14 protein-coding genes are annotated in these 16,200 nt (G+C 71.8%); 4 read left to right on the top strand and 10 right to left on the bottom strand.

What is annotated here, in order from left to right; genetic code table 11:
* Complete coding sequence (locus tag RBJ65_RS10405) at positions 1-2,286, top strand: bifunctional salicylyl-CoA 5-hydroxylase/oxidoreductase (protein ID WP_306318180.1); 2,286 nt, start codon at positions 1-3, stop codon at positions 2,284-2,286.
* A gap of 25 nt (positions 2,287-2,311) precedes the next feature.
* On the opposite strand, the gene RBJ65_RS10400 is transcribed toward RBJ65_RS10405, so the two are convergent.
* From RBJ65_RS10400 to RBJ65_RS10365, 8 genes are all read right to left on the bottom strand, one after another.
* Positions 2,312-3,583: a sulfate adenylyltransferase subunit 1 gene (locus RBJ65_RS10400; protein WP_306318181.1), complete on the bottom strand. Its 1,272-nt coding sequence runs from the start codon at positions 3,581-3,583 to the stop codon at positions 2,312-2,314.
* A 2-nt stretch (positions 3,584-3,585) separates the two neighbouring features.
* Positions 3,586-4,473: a sulfate adenylyltransferase subunit CysD gene (gene cysD, locus RBJ65_RS10395; RefSeq protein ID WP_306318335.1), complete on the bottom strand. Its 888-nt coding sequence runs from the start codon at positions 4,471-4,473 to the stop codon at positions 3,586-3,588.
* Positions 4,474-4,493: 20 nt separating this feature from the next.
* The gene (cysC, locus tag RBJ65_RS10390; protein ID WP_306318182.1) at positions 4,494-5,051 is read right to left on the bottom strand and encodes an adenylyl-sulfate kinase; all 558 of its coding nucleotides are present in this window, start codon (positions 5,049-5,051) and stop codon (positions 4,494-4,496) included.
* Positions 5,048-6,280 (bottom strand): glycosyltransferase family 4 protein, encoded by a 1,233-nt coding sequence (locus RBJ65_RS10385; RefSeq protein ID WP_306318183.1) that lies wholly within the window; start codon positions 6,278-6,280, stop codon positions 5,048-5,050. Before RBJ65_RS10385 ends, cysC begins: the two co-directional genes overlap by 4 nt.
* Positions 6,277-6,708 carry a hypothetical protein gene (locus RBJ65_RS10380; protein ID WP_306318184.1) on the bottom strand — a complete coding sequence of 144 codons (432 nt, stop codon included), beginning with the start codon at positions 6,706-6,708 and terminating at the stop codon, positions 6,277-6,279. The genes RBJ65_RS10385 and RBJ65_RS10380 overlap by 4 nt, the downstream gene beginning before the upstream one ends.
* Positions 6,690-7,583: a sulfotransferase gene (locus tag RBJ65_RS10375; protein WP_306318185.1), complete on the bottom strand. Its 894-nt coding sequence runs from the start codon at positions 7,581-7,583 to the stop codon at positions 6,690-6,692. The genes RBJ65_RS10380 and RBJ65_RS10375 overlap by 19 nt, the downstream gene beginning before the upstream one ends.
* Before the next feature lie 64 nt (positions 7,584-7,647).
* Positions 7,648-8,421 (bottom strand): PaaX family transcriptional regulator C-terminal domain-containing protein, encoded by a 774-nt coding sequence (locus RBJ65_RS10370; protein ID WP_306318336.1) that lies wholly within the window; start codon positions 8,419-8,421, stop codon positions 7,648-7,650.
* Between the two features lie 142 nt (positions 8,422-8,563).
* Entirely contained in the window at positions 8,564-10,195 is a 1,632-nt protein-coding gene (locus tag RBJ65_RS10365) for an AMP-binding protein (RefSeq protein WP_306318186.1), read from the bottom strand.
* A 127-nt stretch (positions 10,196-10,322) separates the two neighbouring features.
* On the opposite strand from RBJ65_RS10365, the gene RBJ65_RS10360 reads away from it, so the two are divergent.
* From RBJ65_RS10360 to RBJ65_RS10350, 3 genes are read left to right on the top strand one after another with little or no spacing between them, the layout of a single operon-like run.
* Entirely contained in the window at positions 10,323-11,444 is a 1,122-nt protein-coding gene (locus RBJ65_RS10360) for an acyl-CoA dehydrogenase family protein (protein WP_306318187.1), read from the top strand.
* Positions 11,441-11,863 carry a RidA family protein gene (locus RBJ65_RS10355; RefSeq protein WP_306318188.1) on the top strand — a complete coding sequence of 141 codons (423 nt, stop codon included), beginning with the start codon at positions 11,441-11,443 and terminating at the stop codon, positions 11,861-11,863. Before RBJ65_RS10360 ends, RBJ65_RS10355 begins: the two co-directional genes overlap by 4 nt.
* A gap of 27 nt (positions 11,864-11,890) precedes the next feature.
* Complete coding sequence (locus RBJ65_RS10350) at positions 11,891-12,748, top strand: alpha/beta fold hydrolase (RefSeq protein WP_306318189.1); 858 nt, start codon at positions 11,891-11,893, stop codon at positions 12,746-12,748.
* A gap of 82 nt (positions 12,749-12,830) precedes the next feature.
* On the opposite strand, the gene RBJ65_RS10345 is transcribed toward RBJ65_RS10350, so the two are convergent.
* Positions 12,831-14,555, bottom strand: coding sequence for a serine/threonine-protein kinase (locus RBJ65_RS10345; protein ID WP_306318190.1), 1,725 nt, complete (start codon positions 14,553-14,555; stop codon positions 12,831-12,833).
* A 105-nt stretch (positions 14,556-14,660) separates the two neighbouring features.
* Positions 14,661-16,190 carry a UDP-N-acetylglucosamine 1-carboxyvinyltransferase gene (locus RBJ65_RS10340; protein ID WP_306318191.1) on the bottom strand — a complete coding sequence of 510 codons (1,530 nt, stop codon included), beginning with the start codon at positions 16,188-16,190 and terminating at the stop codon, positions 14,661-14,663.
* Between the last annotated feature and the right edge of the window lie 10 nt (positions 16,191-16,200).

The raw sequence follows: 16,200 nt of genomic DNA, 5'->3' as shown, positions 1-16,200 counted from the left end.
ATGGTCAGGGCCCGGAAGATCGCCGTCGTCGGCGGCGGCCCCGGCGGCCTGTACGCCGCCGCGCTCCTCAAGCGCCTCGACCCGGAGCGGGAGATCACGGTCTGGGAGCGGAACGCCCCGTACGACACGTTCGGCTTCGGCGTCGTCCTGTCCGACGAGACCCTCGGCGGCATCGAGCACGCCGACCCGGTGGTCTACAGCGCGCTCCAGGACGAGTTCGTGCGCTGGGACGACATCGACATCGCGCACCGGGGCCGCCGCCACACCTCGACGGGCCACGGCTTCGCGGCACTCGGCCGCCGCCGTCTCCTCGACGTCCTGCACGGCCGCTGCCGCGGGCTCGGCGTGGACCTGCGCTTCCAGGAGGAGGCACCGGACGTGGCCCGGCTGCGCGCGGAGTACGACCTGGTGATCGCGGCCGACGGAGTGCACAGCAAGACCCGCGACACCTACGCCGACGCGTTCCGCCCGCACATCGAGGAGCACCGCAACCGCTACATCTGGCTCGCCGCCGACTTCGCCTTCGACGCCTTCCGCTTCGACATCGCGGAGACGGAGCACGGCGTGATGCAACTGCACGGATACCCGTTCAGCGAGGGCGAGTCGACGGTCATCGTCGAGATGCGCGAGGAGGTGTGGCGGGCGGCCGGTTTCGCGGACACGGACGTCCGCGACTCGATCGACACCTGCGCGAAGATCTTCAAGAACGCACTGGGCGGAAGCCCCCTGAAGGCCAACAACTCCTCCTGGCTCACCTTCCGCACTGTCGTCAACGACCGCTGGTCGCACGGCAATTGCGTGCTCATCGGCGACGCCGCGCACACCGCGCACTTCTCCATCGGCTCCGGTACGAAGCTGGCGGTCGAGGACGCGCTGGCCCTGGCGGCCTGTCTCACCGAACAGCCCACGATCGGGGCGGCATTGAGCGCGTACGAGGAGGAGCGCAGGCCCGTCGTGGCGTCGACGCAGCGCGCGGCGCGGGCGAGCCTGGAGTGGTTCGAGGAACTGGACCGCTACCTCGACCAGCCGCCACTCCAGTTCGCCTTCAACCTGCTCACGCGCTCGCGCCGGGTGACGCACGACAACCTGCGGATGCGGGACGCGGGCTTCACGGAGGCGGTGGAGCGGGAGTTCGGCTGCCCGGAGGGTACGCCCCCGATGTTCACGCCGTACCGGCTGGGCGGTCTTGAGCTGCGCAACCGCGTCGTGGTGTCACCGATGGACATGTACTCGGCGGTGGACGGGGTTCCCGGCGACTTCCACCTCGTCCACCTCGGGGCGCGGGCCCTCGGCGGCGCCGGCCTCGTCATGACGGAAATGGTGTGCGTGAGCCCGGAGGGCCGCATTACGCCGGGGTGTGCGGGCCTTTACACGCCGGAACAGGCAGTCGCCTGGCGGCGAGTGACGGAATTCGTCCACACGCAGGCCCCCGGAACGGCGATCGGCGTCCAACTCGGCCACTCGGGCCGCAAGGGTTCCACGCGCCTGATGTGGGAGGGCATGGACGAACCGCTGCCGCGGCCGGAGGACAACTGGCCGCTGGTCGCGCCGTCGGCACTCCGCTACCGCCCCGACAGTCAACTCCCGCGCGAGCTGTCGACCGCCGAACTCACCGACGTACGCGAACAGTTCACCTCAGCGGCCTGGCGGGCGGCACGCTCCGGATTCGACCTGCTGGAACTGCACTGCGCCCACGGCTACCTCCTCTCCGGCTTCCTCTCCCCCCTCACGAACCGCCGCACGGACGCCTACGGGGGTTCGCTGGAGGCCCGCCTCAAGTTCCCCCTTGAGGTCTTCGACGCGGTACGCGACGTGTGGCCGGACGACCGGCCGATGACGGTCCGCATCTCCGCCACGGACTGGGCGGAGGGCGGCACGAGCGGCGACGAGGCCGTGGCGATCGCCCGCGCCTTCGCCGCGCACGGCGCCGCCGCGATCGACGTGTCCACGGGCCAGGTGGTCTCCGAGGAACGCCCCGCGTTCGGCCGCTCCTACCAGGTCCCGTACGCGGACCGGATCCGGGCGGAGGCCGGGATCCCGGTCATCGCGGTCGGCGCGATCTCGTCGTGGGACGACGTCAACTCCCTCGTCCTCGCGGGCCGCACCGACCTGTGCGCCCTGGCCCGCCCCCACCTGTACGACCCCAACTGGACGCTCCACGCCGCAGCCGAACAGGGCTACACGGGCCCGGCCGTCACCTGGCCCCAGCAGTACGCCGCCGGCAGCCGCCGCCCCCAAACAGGCCGCCTGGACGCCCCAAAACCGAGGCTCGTGCTCCCCGGGTGAACCGGGTGTCTTTTAAGCCCCGCCTTCAAGCCCCGCCTTTCGAACGAGAGCCCGCGGGGTCCGGGGCGGAGCCTCGCGACGTCGACACCGTTTCGGCCATCCCCGCGGTCAACGTCATCCCATCCGCCGGGTCGACCAACAGAAACGCCCCGGTCCGCCGTACCTCGGCATACCCGTCAAGCGGCAACGGCTCAGCCGTGCGCAGCACCACCACGCCCAAGTCATTCACCGCCAACTCCCCGGCCCCGCCAAGGGACTTGACGACACCACGCACCGTCCGCGTGCCATGCCGCACCAACACTCGCTCACCCACCCGCAACACCCGGTCCGCCAAATGGCACACCGCCCCCCGCACATCCCGCGTCACCGTCGGCCCCCGCCCGCCCGACGGCGCGATCACGTCACCGCGCGCCACGTCGAGTTCATCGGCGAGCCGCACCGTGATCGAGGCCCCGGCGTGCGCCTCCTCGACCCGCGTGCCCAGCACATCAAGCGCCGCGATCGTCGACGTACGCCCCGAAGGATGCACGGTCACGGCGTCGCCGACCCGCAGCGCACCCGACACCAACTGGCCCGCGTAGTACCGGAATTCACCGTGCCGAATGACGTACTGCACCGGGAACCGCGCGGGAGCCGACGGCGATTCGCCCGTCACCGGGACCGATTCCAGGTGCTCCAGGACGGTCGGGCCGCCGTACCAGCCCATGCGGGCGGACGGCTCCACGACGTTGTCGCCCGCGAGCGCCGAGATCGGAATCGCGGTGATGTGGTGCTCCGGAATCCCCAACTCGCCCGCGTGCGCCGCGAATTCACCCTTGATCCGCGCGAACACCGCCTCCTCGTACCCGACGAGGTCCATCTTGTTCACCGCCAGAACAACCCGCGGCACCCGCAGCATCGCCGCGATCGCCGCATGCCGCCGGGTCTGCTCGACGACCCCGTTCCTGGCGTCGACGAGGACCACGGCGAGGTCGGCGGTGGACGCGCCGGTCACCATGTTCCGCGTGTACTGCACATGCCCCGGCGTGTCCGCGAGGATGAAGCGGCGGCGCGGGGTCGCGAAGTAGCGGTAGGCGACGTCGATGGTGATGCCCTGCTCGCGTTCGGCGCGCAGGCCGTCCGTGAGCAGCGCCAGATCGGGCGTGCCGGTGCGGGAGATCGACTCCAGCTGGTCGGCGAGGACCGACTTGGAGTCGTGCAGAAGGCGGCCCACGAGCGTGGACTTGCCGTCGTCGACGGATCCGGCGGTGGCCAGACGCAACGTACCGGCCTCAACGGTCTCAGCAGGAGCAGACATCTCTAGAAGTACCCTTCACGCTTGCGGTCTTCCATGGCCGCCTCGGAAAGCCTGTCGTCGGCGCGGGTGGCGCCGCGCTCGGTGAGCCGGGAGGCCGCGATCTCCGCGATGACCTGGTCGAGGGTCTCCGCGTCGGAGTCGACGGCGCCGGTGCAGGACATGTCGCCGACGGTGCGGTAGCGGACCTGCCGCTTCTCGACCCGTTCGCCGTCCTTCGGGCCGCCCCACGCCCCGGCCGTCAGCCACATGCCGCCGCGGTCGAACACCTCCCGCTGGTGGGCGAAGTAGATGCCCGGCAGCTCGACGCGCTCCCGCGCGATGTACTGCCACACGTCCAGTTCCGTCCAGTTGGACAGCGGGAACACGCGGACGTGCTCGCCCGGCGCGTGCCGGCCGTTGTAGAGCTGCCACAGCTCGGGGCGCTGGCGCCGCGGGTCCCACTGCGAGAACTCGTCGCGCAGCGAGAACACCCGCTCCTTGGCCCGCGCCTTCTCCTCGTCGCGCCGCCCGCCGCCGAAGACGGCGTCGAAACGCTCGTGCTGGATGGCCTCGGTCAACGGCACCGTCTGGAGCGGATTGCGGGTCCCGTCGGGGCGTTCGCGGAGCACACCCCGGTCGATGTAGTCCTGTACGGACGCCACATGGAGGCTGAGCCCATGTGCGGCGACCACACGGTCCCGGTAGGCGATCACCTCGGGGAAGTTGTGCCCTGTGTCGACGTGAAGGAGCGGGAACGGCACCGGCGCCGGCGCGAACGCCTTCAGCGCCAGATGCAGCATCACGATGGAGTCCTTGCCGCCGGAGAACAGGATCACCGGCCGCTCGAACTCGCCCGCCACCTCACGGAAGATGTGCACGGCCTCGGATTCGAGGGTGTCCAAGTGGCTCATGGTCTGCGTCGTCGAGTCGCTCACACCAGCCCCCTCGCCGCCAGCACCGCCCGCACCGACCCCGCCGACTGCGGCGGCGTCTGGTGCTGCGTCTCCAGCGCCAGGTCGGGCTCGACCGGCGGCTCGTACGGATCGTCGACCCCGGTCAGCCCCTTCAACTGCCCCGCCGCCTGCCGCGCGTACAGACCCTTCACATCACGCTCGCTGCACACCTCCACCGGCGTCGCGACATGCACCTCGATGTACGGGGTGTCACTGGCGGCGTGCCGCTTGCGCACGGCCTCCCTGCTGTCCGCGTACGGCGCGATGACGGGCACGACGGCGAAGATGCCGTTGCGCGCCAGGATCTCGGCGACGAGGCCGATGCGCTGCACGTTCGTGTGGCGGTCCGCGCGGCTGAAGCCGAGGCCCGCCGAGAGGAAGCGGCGGATCTCGTCGCCGTCGAGCACCTCGACGCGGTGGCCCTCCGCGCGCAACTGCCCGGCGAGGGCGCGCGCCACGGTCGTTTTCCCGGAACTTGGCAGCCCCGTCAGCCAGACCGTTGCGCCGCGGGCGCGTTCCTTCGTGGCCGTCGTCATACGTGCAGTCCTTCCGCGGCGCCGCGCACGGCCCGCTTGGCGTCGGGGGTGGTCAGTTCGGTGAAGAGGGCCTCCCAGCGCGGGTGCACCGCGTCGGGCCCGTAGGCCGCCGCCGTGAGCAGCGCCGCCGTACCCATCTCCGTACGGAGTTCGCGGTCGCCCATCAGGCGGGCCAGCGCGTCGGCGAGGGCGTCGGGGTCCTGTTCCGGCACGAGCAGCCCGTCGACGCCGTGCGTGAGCACGTCGGCGGGGCCGGTCGGGCAGTCGAAGGAGACGACGGGCAGCGCGTGCGCCATCGCCTCGATCATCACCATCGGCAGCCCCTCGAAGCGTGAACTCAGCACGTACAGCGAGGACTTGGCGAGTTCGTCGTCGAGCCGGTCGGTGTGGCCCATCAGGAGGACGTGGTTGTAGAGGTGGTGTTCCTCGATCAGGCGACGCAGCTGCGCCTTCTTCTCACCGCTGCCGTAGATCCGCAGCTGCCAGTCGGGGAACTCCTCCACGAGCTTCGCCCACGCGGGGATCAGCAGGTCGAAGCCCTTCTGCGGGAAGAGCCTGCCGGCCGCGGCCACGATCTTGGAGCCGTGGTTGGCCGGGACCTGGTCGAGGGAGTGCACCGCGTTGGGGATGCGCACGACCCGCGCGGCGGGCAGCAGGCGCGCGTACTCGGCCCGGTCCCGCTCCGTCAGCACGGCGACCGCCTCGAACCGCTCGTACGTCTCGACGATGCGGCGCTGCACGTCGGGGCGGTGCGTGCCGTGGTTCATGTGCTCCTGCGCCACCCGCACCACGCCGCTCGTGGCGTGCGTGGCGGCGAGGAAGTTCAGGGCGGGCCGCGTCGTGACGAGCACGCCGTCGGCGAGCGAGCGCAGGTACGCGCCGAGGGCCAGTTCGAGGCGCCGGTCGAAGTACCGGTGGCCGAACTCGCCGCGCGGGATCTCTCGGGCCGGAGACGCGGCCAGCTTGTCGCGCCGGCGCGCACGCCACCAGCCGCCGAGCCCCGGCTCCGCGGCCTCGGGGGCGGCGCTCTCCCGTAGATCGACGACCGTCGTGACCGGCACCCGCTCGTCCAGCGGGAACTGCAGGGCCTCGCGGCGCCGCACGGCGCTGACGATCTCGACGTCCCAGCCCGCCGCGGCAAGGGAGTTGGCCTGGTTGAAGACGGTGCGGATGGTGCCGCCGCGCCCGTAGGCGTGCAGCAGCAGGTACCGGATCCGGGTGTTGCTCATGCGCGGCACTCCAGCGACAGGTTGTCCTCGACGGTGAAGTACGGCCGCACGCCGAACCCCGCCCCTGGCACGGGCTGCACCGGATACACGTAGATCGCCTTCTTGCCGCGGATGTCGTCGAGCCGGCGCCCGACGCGCAGCCTCAGGCCCCCGTCGCTGAGATGCAGGTCCCACTGGTCGGCGCCGCCGAACCCGTCGTCGTACGCGGCGAGATCGGCCACGTCCCACGCACAGGAGAACCGCTCACCGTCCAACTCGACGTCGTACGCGAGGACATGACCGGTGTGCGAACGCCGCGTCAGCAGCAGCCGCCACCCGTCCCCGACCCCCGCGTGCAGCCCGTACAGCCGCCCGACGACGCCGATCCGCCCGTCCCTCGGCCACACTTCCTCGACCTCGGCGCGCGGCTTCACTTGGCGTACCCCCACGCCTCGCACATGGGCCGCAGCACCTCGGGGATCTCGTCGTCCTGCGGCAGTTCGCGCCCCGCCTGCACGCTGCCGCTGCGGATCTTGTCCCGCCAGTCGCCGAGCCCCTTCTGGACCTGCGTCTCGTCGCGGGCGCCGTACTCCAGCATCGACGGCTCGAAGTCGACGCCGAGGAAGGTGCACAGTCCGCGCAGCCGCCCTTCCGGATCGGCGGTGAGCTCCTCGTAGCGGACGGTGTGCCCGCCGGTGATGCCCTTGCGGGCGTTGTCGACGGCCATCATGTAGCGCAGCGCGTCCGCGCAGGCCTCGTCGTACGTACGCTTCTCCGGATCGCCCTCGTGCCAGGACTGGGCGATGGAGACGGGGTGGCGCAGCAGGAAGACGAAGCGGGCGTCGGGCCAGCAGTCGCGGATCCGCTGGTAGACGAAGGCGTTGCTGGGCGTCTTCTCGACGACGAAGTCCTTGCCGGACTTCACGAGTTCGCGGTGCAGCACGCGGTCCCACAGCAGATGCTCCAGGTCGCCCCGCCCCAAGTCCAGCGCGTCCATGGCGCGTTGGGACAACTTGCTGCCGTACCCGACCTCCAGGCGGCGGATGTGCAACTCGTGCGGGGCGTGCAGCCGCGGATGCGCGTCGAGCAGCATCCGCAACAGCGTCGAGCCCGAGCGCACCGGCGACATGATGAACACGGGTCGGCGGAGCAGCCGGTCGGTCGCCGGGTCGTCGGTACATCGGTACGTCGCGGCGCCCCGCTTCACGGACGACGACTTGGGCGACGGCTCGGCGGGAGCCACGGCCCGCTCCTTGGGCGCGCGGCGCACCTGAAGGCCGGTGGTGGCGGTCAGCGCCCGGTTCATGTTGCGCATCAGACTCATGCGAAACGACGCTAAGCAGGCATTCTGAGAGCAGGCGCGGAGGAACCTGAGGGTTCCCTTAGGGCTACGCGCCCACGAACTCCGCCCCCGCCCCCCGCAACCTCCCGTCCAACGCCCGGAACACCCCCGCCGCCCGCACCCCCGGCCACCCGTCCGGCAGCAGCTCGGGCGGCAGGCCCGGGTCGGCGTACGGGAGGTGGCGCCACGAGTCGAGGGCCAGCAGGTAGTCCCGGTAGGCCTCGCGGGGTGGGGTGTCCTCGCGGGACTGCCAGGCGCGCAGCACCGGCTCGTGCTCGTCGAGGAACGCCTCGTGGAGCTTGGCGAGGGCGGAGAGGTCCCACCAGCGGGCCACGGCGTCGGCGGTCGCCGCGAAACCGAGGTGCTCGCCCCGGAACAGCTCCACGTACCCGGCGCAGCCGATGCGCTCCAGGGTGTGCCGGGTCTCCTCGTACACGCCGATGGGCGCGAGCCACACGCCGGGCGCCGCCGTGCCGAAGCCGAGTCCGGCGAGTGTGGAGCGCAGCACGTGCCGCTTGGCGCGCTCGGACTCCGGCACGGAGAACACGGCGAGCACCCAGCCTGTGCCTCCCGAAGCGCCCTCCGCGTAGATGCGGCGGTCGCCGTCGTCGAGGAGCTGGCGGGCGTCGTCGGAGAGCGCGTAGCCCGCCGCGCCGGTCGCGGTGCGGGCCGGGAGGAGCAGGCCGCGCCGCTTCAGCCGGGACACCGCCGAGCGTACGGACGGTGCGTCGACGCCCACCGCGTCGAGCAGCCGGATCAGCTCGGCGACCGGCACAGGACCCGGCAGGCCGCGGCCGTAGGCGCCGTACAGGGTGACGATGAGGGAACGCGGCGTATGAGGCGCGGTGGACTGCTGAGGGGTGGGGGACTGGTGAGGAGCGGTGGACTGCTGAGGGGTGGGGGACTGGTGAGGCGCGGTGGGCCGGTGAGGGGCGCTGGGCTGGGGCTGCTCGGGCACGCGGTCACTCTACGGTTTTGGGCTCGCGGAGCCGGAACCGCTGGAGCTTTCCCGTGGCCGTGCGCGGCAGCGCGTCCAGGAACTCGACCGCGCGCGGGCACTTGTACGGGACGAGCTCCGCCTTCACGAACTCCCGCAGCGCCTCCGCGTCCTGGCGCGCCCCCGCCCGCAGCACCACATACGCGACCGCGACCTGCCCGCGCTCCTCGTCGGCCCGCCCGACCACGGCCGCCTCCACCACGTCCGGGTGGCGGAGCAGCGCGTCCTCCACCTCCGGGCCCGCGATGTTGTACCCGGCGGAAATGATCATGTCGTCGGCCCGTGCCACGTACCGGAAGTAGCCGTCGGCCTCGCGGATGTACGTGTCCCCGGTGACGTTCCATCCGTGCTGTACGTACCCGGTCTGCCGCTCGTCGGCGAGGTAGCGGCAGCCGACGGGTCCGCGTACGGCGAGCAACCCCGGTTCGCCGTCCGGGAGTTGGTGGCCTTCGGTGTCGATGATGCGCGCCTGCCAGCCCGGTACGGGGAGCCCGGTCGTGCCCGGCCGGATCGCGTCGTCGGCGGCGGAGATGAAGATGTGCAGGAGTTCGGTGGCGCCGATGCCGTTGATGATGCGCAGGCCCGTCGCCTCCTGCCAGGCCTGCCAGGTCGCGGCGGGCAGGTTCTCGCCCGCGGACACGCAGCGGCGCAGCGCGGAGATGTCGTACGCCGCGAGCTCCGGCAGCATCGCCCGGTACGCGGTCGGCGCGGTGAACAGCACCGACACCCGGTGCTCGGCCATCGCGGGCAACAGCTTCTGCGGACCCGCCTGTTCGAGCAGCAGGGCGGACGCGCCCGCCCGCAGCGGAAAGAGCACCAGGCCGCCGAGCCCGAACGTGAAGCCCAGCGGCGGGCTGCCCGCGAACACGTCGTCCGGGGTCGGCCTCAGAACGTGCCGGGAGAAGGTGTCCGCGACCGCGAGCACATCCCGGTGGAAGTGCATGCACCCCTTGGGCCGCCCGGTGGTCCCCGAGGTGAAGGCGATCAGCGCGACGTCGTCGGCGGCCGTCTCCACGGCCTCGTACGCCGCCGGTTTCCCGGCCGCCAGGTGCAGCAGGTCGTCGGGCCCGTCCCCGCCGAACGTGGCGATGCGCAGCCCCGGCACCTCGGCCTTCGCCAGGTCGTCCACCGACCGTACGTCGCACAGCGCGTGCCCGACCTCGGCGATCCCGCACACCGTGGCCAGCTCGCTCGCCCGCTGCTGCGCCAGCACGGTCACGGCGACGGCCCCCGCCTTCATCACGGCGAGCCAACAGGCCGCGAGATGGCGGGTGGTGGGGCCGCGCAGCAGCACCCGGTTGCCGGGCACGACGCCCAGGTCGTCGGTGAGTACGTGCGCGATCCGGTCGACGTACGTCTTCAACTCGCCGTACGACCAAGGCCGTTGACCGGGGGAGTGGAAGGCGGGCCGGTCCGTGCCGTGCCGCCGCACGGTGGCGTCGAGCAGCTCGGCGCCGCAGTTCAGGCGCTGCGGGTAGCGCAGCTCCGGCAGGTCGAAGGCGAGCGAAGGCCACAGCGCGGCGGGCGGCAGATGGTCCCGCGCGAACGTGTCCAGATGGGCCGACGGGGACAACGGCTGAGACGGGGTGGTGGTCATGTCCGGGCGCCCCTTTGTTGGGATCGGTGACCGCCCATCGAGCGTATCGTGATGGTGACGACAGTCAACGGGGCGCGATACGGTTCCTGTGTGCGACCGCGAGGCAGCCGTGAGAGGAGCACCACGTATGGGGACATTCTCGCTCGAACCGGAGCAGCTCGCGTGGTGCGCGGAGCTGCGCGCCCTCGCCGCCGAGCGCCTCGCCCCGCTCGCCGAGAAGGGCGAACCGGGCCGCGTCAACCGCCCCCTCGTCGCCGAACTCGGCCAACTCGGTCTCCTGGACCGTCTGTTCACCTCCGGCGCCCTCGACCTCTGCCTGCTCCGTGAGTCCCTGGCCCAGGTCAGCACGGAGGCCGAGACGGCGCTCGCGCTGCAAGGGCTCGGCGCGCACCCGATCCACGCGCACGGCGGCCCGGCGGTGCGCGAGCGCTGGATCCCGGAGGTGCGCGCGGGCCGCGCCGTCGCGGCGTTCGCGCTGAGCGAGCCGGGCGCCGGCTCGGACGCGGCGGCGCTGTCCCTCGCGGCGGAGGGGGACGCCGACGGCTGGCGCCTGACCGGCGAGAAGTGCTGGATCTCGAACGCCCCCGAGGCCGACGTGTACACCGTCTTCGCCCGCACCACCCCCGACGCGGGCGCCCGCGGCGTCACCGCCTTCGCGGTCCCCGCCGACCGCCCCGGCCTGACGGGGGAGCCGCTCGACATGCTCTCCCCGCACCCCATCGGCGCCCTGGCCTTCGACGGCGTCCCGGTCACCCGCGACGACGTGCTCGGCGAGGTCGACGCCGGGTTCCGCGTCGCGATGGGCACGCTGAACCTGTTCCGCCCCAGCGTCGGCGCGTTCGCCGTCGGCATGGCGCAGGCCGCCCTCGACGCGACGCTCACGCACACGTCCCAACGGGAGGCGTTCGGCGCCCCCTTGAAGAACCTCCAAACGGTCGCCCACCAGGTCGCCGACATGTCGGTCCGCGTCGAGTCCGCGCGCCTCATGGTCTACGCGGCGGCGTCCGCGTACGACGAGGGCGCCACGGACGTCCCGCGCCGAGCTGCAGCCGCGAAACTCCTCGCCACCGAGACCGCCCAGCAAGTCGTCGACACCGCGGTGCAGTTGCACGGCGCGCGGGCGCTGCGCCGCGGCCACGTACTGGAGCACCTGTACCGCGAGGTCCGGGCGCCCCGCATCTACGAAGGCGCGACCGAGGTCCAACAGGCCATCATCGCCCGCGAGTTGTACAAGGAGGCGGCGCAATGAGCGCGGACAGTGCGGACAGTGCGGACGTCGAACGGGTCAACCCGCCCGAACTCTCCCCACCCACCGGCTTCTCCCACGCCGTCGTCGCCACCGGCACCCGCCTGGTGATGCTCGCGGGCCAGACCTCCCTCGACGCCGACGGCAAGGTCACCGGCGCCACCCTCCCCGCCCAGTTCACCCGCGCCCTCACCAACCTGCTCACCGCCCTGCGCGCGTCCGGCGGCACGCCCGAGCACCTCACCCGCGTCACGGTCTACGCCACCGACATCGCGGACTACCGGACGCACGCCCGCGAACTCGGCCGAATCTGGCGCGAGTTGGCGGGCCGCGACTACCCGGCGATGGCGGTCGTCGGCGTCACCCGCCTCTGGGACGAGGACGCCATGGTGGAACTCGACGGAATCGCGGTCCTGCCCTGAGCCCGCCCGGCGCCTAGTGTCGACGGTATGACGCAGCAGCCGGAACCGACGGTCGTGGACCTCTCCGTGGGGCCGATCGCGTACGAGGACTCGGGAGGCGACGGCACACCCGTCGTCCTCCTCCACGGGCTCGCCCAGAACGGCTCGGTGTGGCGGCACGTCGTCGAGGAACTGGGCGCGTCGTTCCGGTGCATCGTGCCCCACCTCCCGTACGGCAGCCAGCACACGCCCCTGAACCCCGGCGCCCAGGTCACCCCGCACTCGGTCGCCCTGCTCATCGGCGAGTTCGCCGACACCCTCAAGCTCGGCGACGACACGGTGTTCGTCGAGAACGACGCGGGCCGCCTCCAGCAACTCGCCGCCGAGCGCCCCGACCGCGTGGGCCGCATGGTGATCGCGGGCTGCGAGGCCTTCGACAACTACCCGCCGGGCTCGCCCGGCAAGATGCTCACCGTCCTGTCCCGCGTCCCCGGCGGCATCCCGTTCCTGATCCGCACCCTCTCCGTACGCCCCCTGCGCCGCATGCCCGGCACGGGGTACGCGGTGATGTCGCGCCGCCCCGTCCCGCACGAACTGATCGACGACTGGATCGCACCGCTCCGCGAGAACCCGGCGCCCCGCGCCCTCTTCCTCCACTACCTCCGCTCCGGCGTGAAGACCGAAATGCTGGAGGCGGCCGACGCCCTGCGCGCCTACGACCACCCGGCCCTGGTCGTCTGGGGCAAACAGGACCGCATGATGCCCCTCGCCCACGCCCACCGCCTCGCCCAACTCCTCCCACAGGGCCGCCTGGTGGAACTGGACGACTGCGGCACGCTGATCCCGCTGGACCAGCCGAGGGCCTTGGCGACAGCGATCCGCGACTTCACCACGTCGACTCAATAGGGCCTCGGCTCAATAGGGCCTCGGCGGCGATTGAGCCATTCAAGCCCCTGCGGCGACTGAGCAGCGGGGCGTCGGCCGCGCACTACTGGCTCAGGGCGTCGTGCCAGACCGTGAGGTCGATCGTGGCGAACTGGCTCGCCGTGCCCTCCGTGTTCTCCGGTGAGTCCGACCGGAACGTGACGAGCCCGAGGTCCCCGTCCTTCGTGCGTACGCAGAACTGGTCTCCCGCGGAGAGGTCGGCCACTTTGATCTTCGTGATGTAGCGGGCCGCTGACCTACAGGTTTCGAGGGATCCCCGCTTGCCTTCGGCGAACAGGGCGAGTTGGTTCTCCGGGGCCGCGCGGAAGGCGTCGAGATTCCAGCCCGCATAGTCGAAGTCACCGCTGTACTGGCCTGTTCCATCGACAGGCCGCGGCGGATTGTCGGAGAGGTTCAGGCCGTGGTCGACCGGCAGGTCGAGCGCCTTGTACTGCTCGGCCTTCGGGGGCGCTTCCTGCTGCGCGGGAGCCGAGGACTCCTTCGTCGGCGTCACGCCCGTCGGTGTCGTAGCTGTCGGTGTCGTAGCTGTGGGTGTCGTGCCGCCGCGCGCCTGCCCGGACGTGCCGCCGGAGCCGCCGCTCTTGTCGTTCCCCTGGTTCCCCTGGCTCCCCTGATCCCCCTGGTCGAAGAGCGTGGCTGCCAGCACGCCGCCGCCGAAGAGCACGAGCGCGGCGGCCGCCGCCGCGACGGCGGTCCTGGCGCGCCGTCGGCCTCCCGGGACCGACGCCGCCGGCCGCGTCGTCGGCCCGCCGTACGGCGTCGCGTACGCGGTCTGCGTCGGCGCCGCGTGCGGACCGGCGGGACGGGTCGGCGGATGCGGCGCGTAGGCCGGCGCCGGCGGCGCCGCCGGAGTGCGGGCCGTGATCGCCGCGGTGAGGGCGCCCGGCAGCCAGCTGTCGCCCAGCCGGAGCCGGCCCTCCGGCGTGGCCCGTTCGCACGCGGCGATGACGTCCGCCGGCGTTCCCCGTTCCTCGGGGGCCTTGGCCAGGCACAACTCGGCGAGCGGCCGCAGCGCGGCGGGCACGTCGGAGAGGTCGGGCTCCTCGTGCACGATGCGGTACAGCAGCGCGTGCGAGGGGCCGTCGCCGTACGCGGGGCGCCCGGTCGCGGCGTAGACGGCGATCTGGCCGAGGGCGAAGACATCGCTCGCGGGCGTCAGCGCGCCGCCGGTCGCCTGCTCGGGCGACATGAACGCCGGTGTGCCGATCACCGATCCGGTGCCGGTCAGCGCGGTGGCGTCGGCGGCGCGGGCGATTCCGAAGTCGATGACGCGCGGGCCGTCCGAGGCCAGGAGCACGTTGGAGGGCTTGAGGTCCCGGTGCAGGACGTCCGCGCCGTGGATGGCGGTCAGCGCCTCGGCGACCCCCGCCACGAGAAGGGGCACGGTCCCGGCGGGCAGCGGCCCCTGCCCGGACACCGCGTCCGCGAGGGAGGGACCGGCCACATACGTGGTGGCGAGCCAGGGCCGCGGCCCCTCGGTGTCGAAGTCGACGACGGAGGCGGTGTAGAGCCCTTGGACCCGCTGCGCCGCGCCGACTTCCTGGCGGAACCGGCGCCGGAACTCAGGGTCGCCCGCGAACTCGGGTCTGATCACCTTGATCGCCACCGGGCGGCCGCCCGGCGTGTACGACAGATAGACACTGCCCATGCCCCCGGCCCCGAGCCTCGCGGCCAGCCGGTAACCGGCCACGCTCGCCGGATCGTCCGCACCGAGCGCCCGGAACCCCGCTCCGAGTCCGCCGCCCCCGTCCCCGCTCCCGTCCCCCATGTCCGACAACTCCCTCGTCCTGATCAGGTGTTGAATCGAACATCACCATATGGCGATGTCGCCGCGGCCCGGCTGCCGTTACCGGACTGCGACGACACGCGTACCTCAGATGTCCCGGAACGTCTCGATCTGCGCGCCAACGGAGTTGAGCCGCTCCGCCAGATCCTCGTACCCGCGGTTGATCACGTACACATTGCGCAGCACCGACGTGCCCTCGGCCGCCATCATCGCGAGCAGCACGACCACGGCGGGCCGCAGCGCCGGCGGGCACATCATTTCGGCGTGCCGCCAGCGGGTGGGCCCCTCGACCAACACCCGGTGGGGGTCGAGGAGTTGGAGGCGGCCGCCCAGCCGATTCAGATCGGTCAGGTAGATCGCCCGGTTGTCGTAGACCCAGTCGTGGATGAGGGTCTTGCCCTGGGCGGATGCCGCGATGGCCGCGAAGAACGGGACGTTGTCGATGTTCAGGCCGGGGAACGGCATCGGGTGGATCTTGTCGATCGGCGCTTCGAGTTTCGAGGGGCGGACCGTCAGGTCGATGAGGCGGGTGCGGCCGTTGTCGGCGGGGTACTCCGCCGAGCGGTCGTGGTCGAGGCCCATCTCCTCAAGGACCGCCAGCTCGATCTCCAGGAACTCGATCGGCACGCGCTTGACCGTGAGTTCGGACTGGGTGACGACGGCCGCGGTCAGCAGGCTCATCGCCTCGACCGGGTCCTCGGACGGCGAGTAGTCCACGTCGACGTCGATGTGCGGCACACCGTGCACGGTGAGCGTCGTCGTGCCGATGCCCTCGACCCGTACGCCCAGCGCCTCAAGGAAGAAGCACAGGTCCTGGACCATGTAGTTGGAGGAGGCGTTGCGGATGATCGTCGTGCCGGCGGCGCGGGCGGCGGCGAGCAGCGCGTTCTCCGTCACGGTGTCGCCGCGCTCGGTCAGCACGATGGGGCGGTCCGGCGCGACGTCCGGGTGGACCTCCGCGTGGTAGAGCCCGTCGGTCGCCGTGATGTCGAGGCCGAAGCGGCGCAGCGCGATCATGTGCGGCTCGATGGTGCGGGTGCCGAGGTCGCAGCCGCCCGCGTACGGCAGCTTGAAGTGGTCCATGCGGTGCAGCAGCGGGCCGAGGAACATGATGATCGAGCGGGTGCGGCGCGCGGCGTCCGCGTCGATGGCGTTCATGTCGAGCTCGGCGGGCGGCACGATCTCCAGGTCGGCGCCTTCGTTGATCCAGCGGGCGCGGACGCCGATCGAGCCGAGCACCTCAAGGAGGCGGTAGACCTCCTCGATGCGGGCGACGCGGCGCAGCACGGTGCGGCCCTTGTTGAGCAGCGAGGCGCACAGCAGAGCCACGCACGCGTTCTTGCTCGTCTTCACTTCGATCGAGCCCGAGAGCCGGCGTCCGCCGACCACGCGCAGATGCATCGGTCCCGCGTACCCGAGGGAGACGATTTCACTGTCGAGGGCTTCGCCAATTCGGGCGATCATCTCAAGGCTGATGTTCTGGTTGCCGCGCTCGATGCGGTTGACCGCGCTCTGGCTGGTGTTGAGCGCCTCCGCAAGCTGCGACTGGGTCCAGCCCCGGTGCTGACGGGCGTCGCGGATGAGCTTGCCGATGCGTTCGAGGTAGTCGTCTGCCATGGCGGCAGGT

The sequence above is a fragment of the Streptomyces sp. KL109B genome (assembly GCF_030766935.1).
Taxonomy (GTDB): Bacteria; Actinomycetota; Actinomycetes; order Streptomycetales; family Streptomycetaceae; genus Streptomyces.
This window is presented reverse-complemented; position numbering and strand designations above follow the sequence as displayed.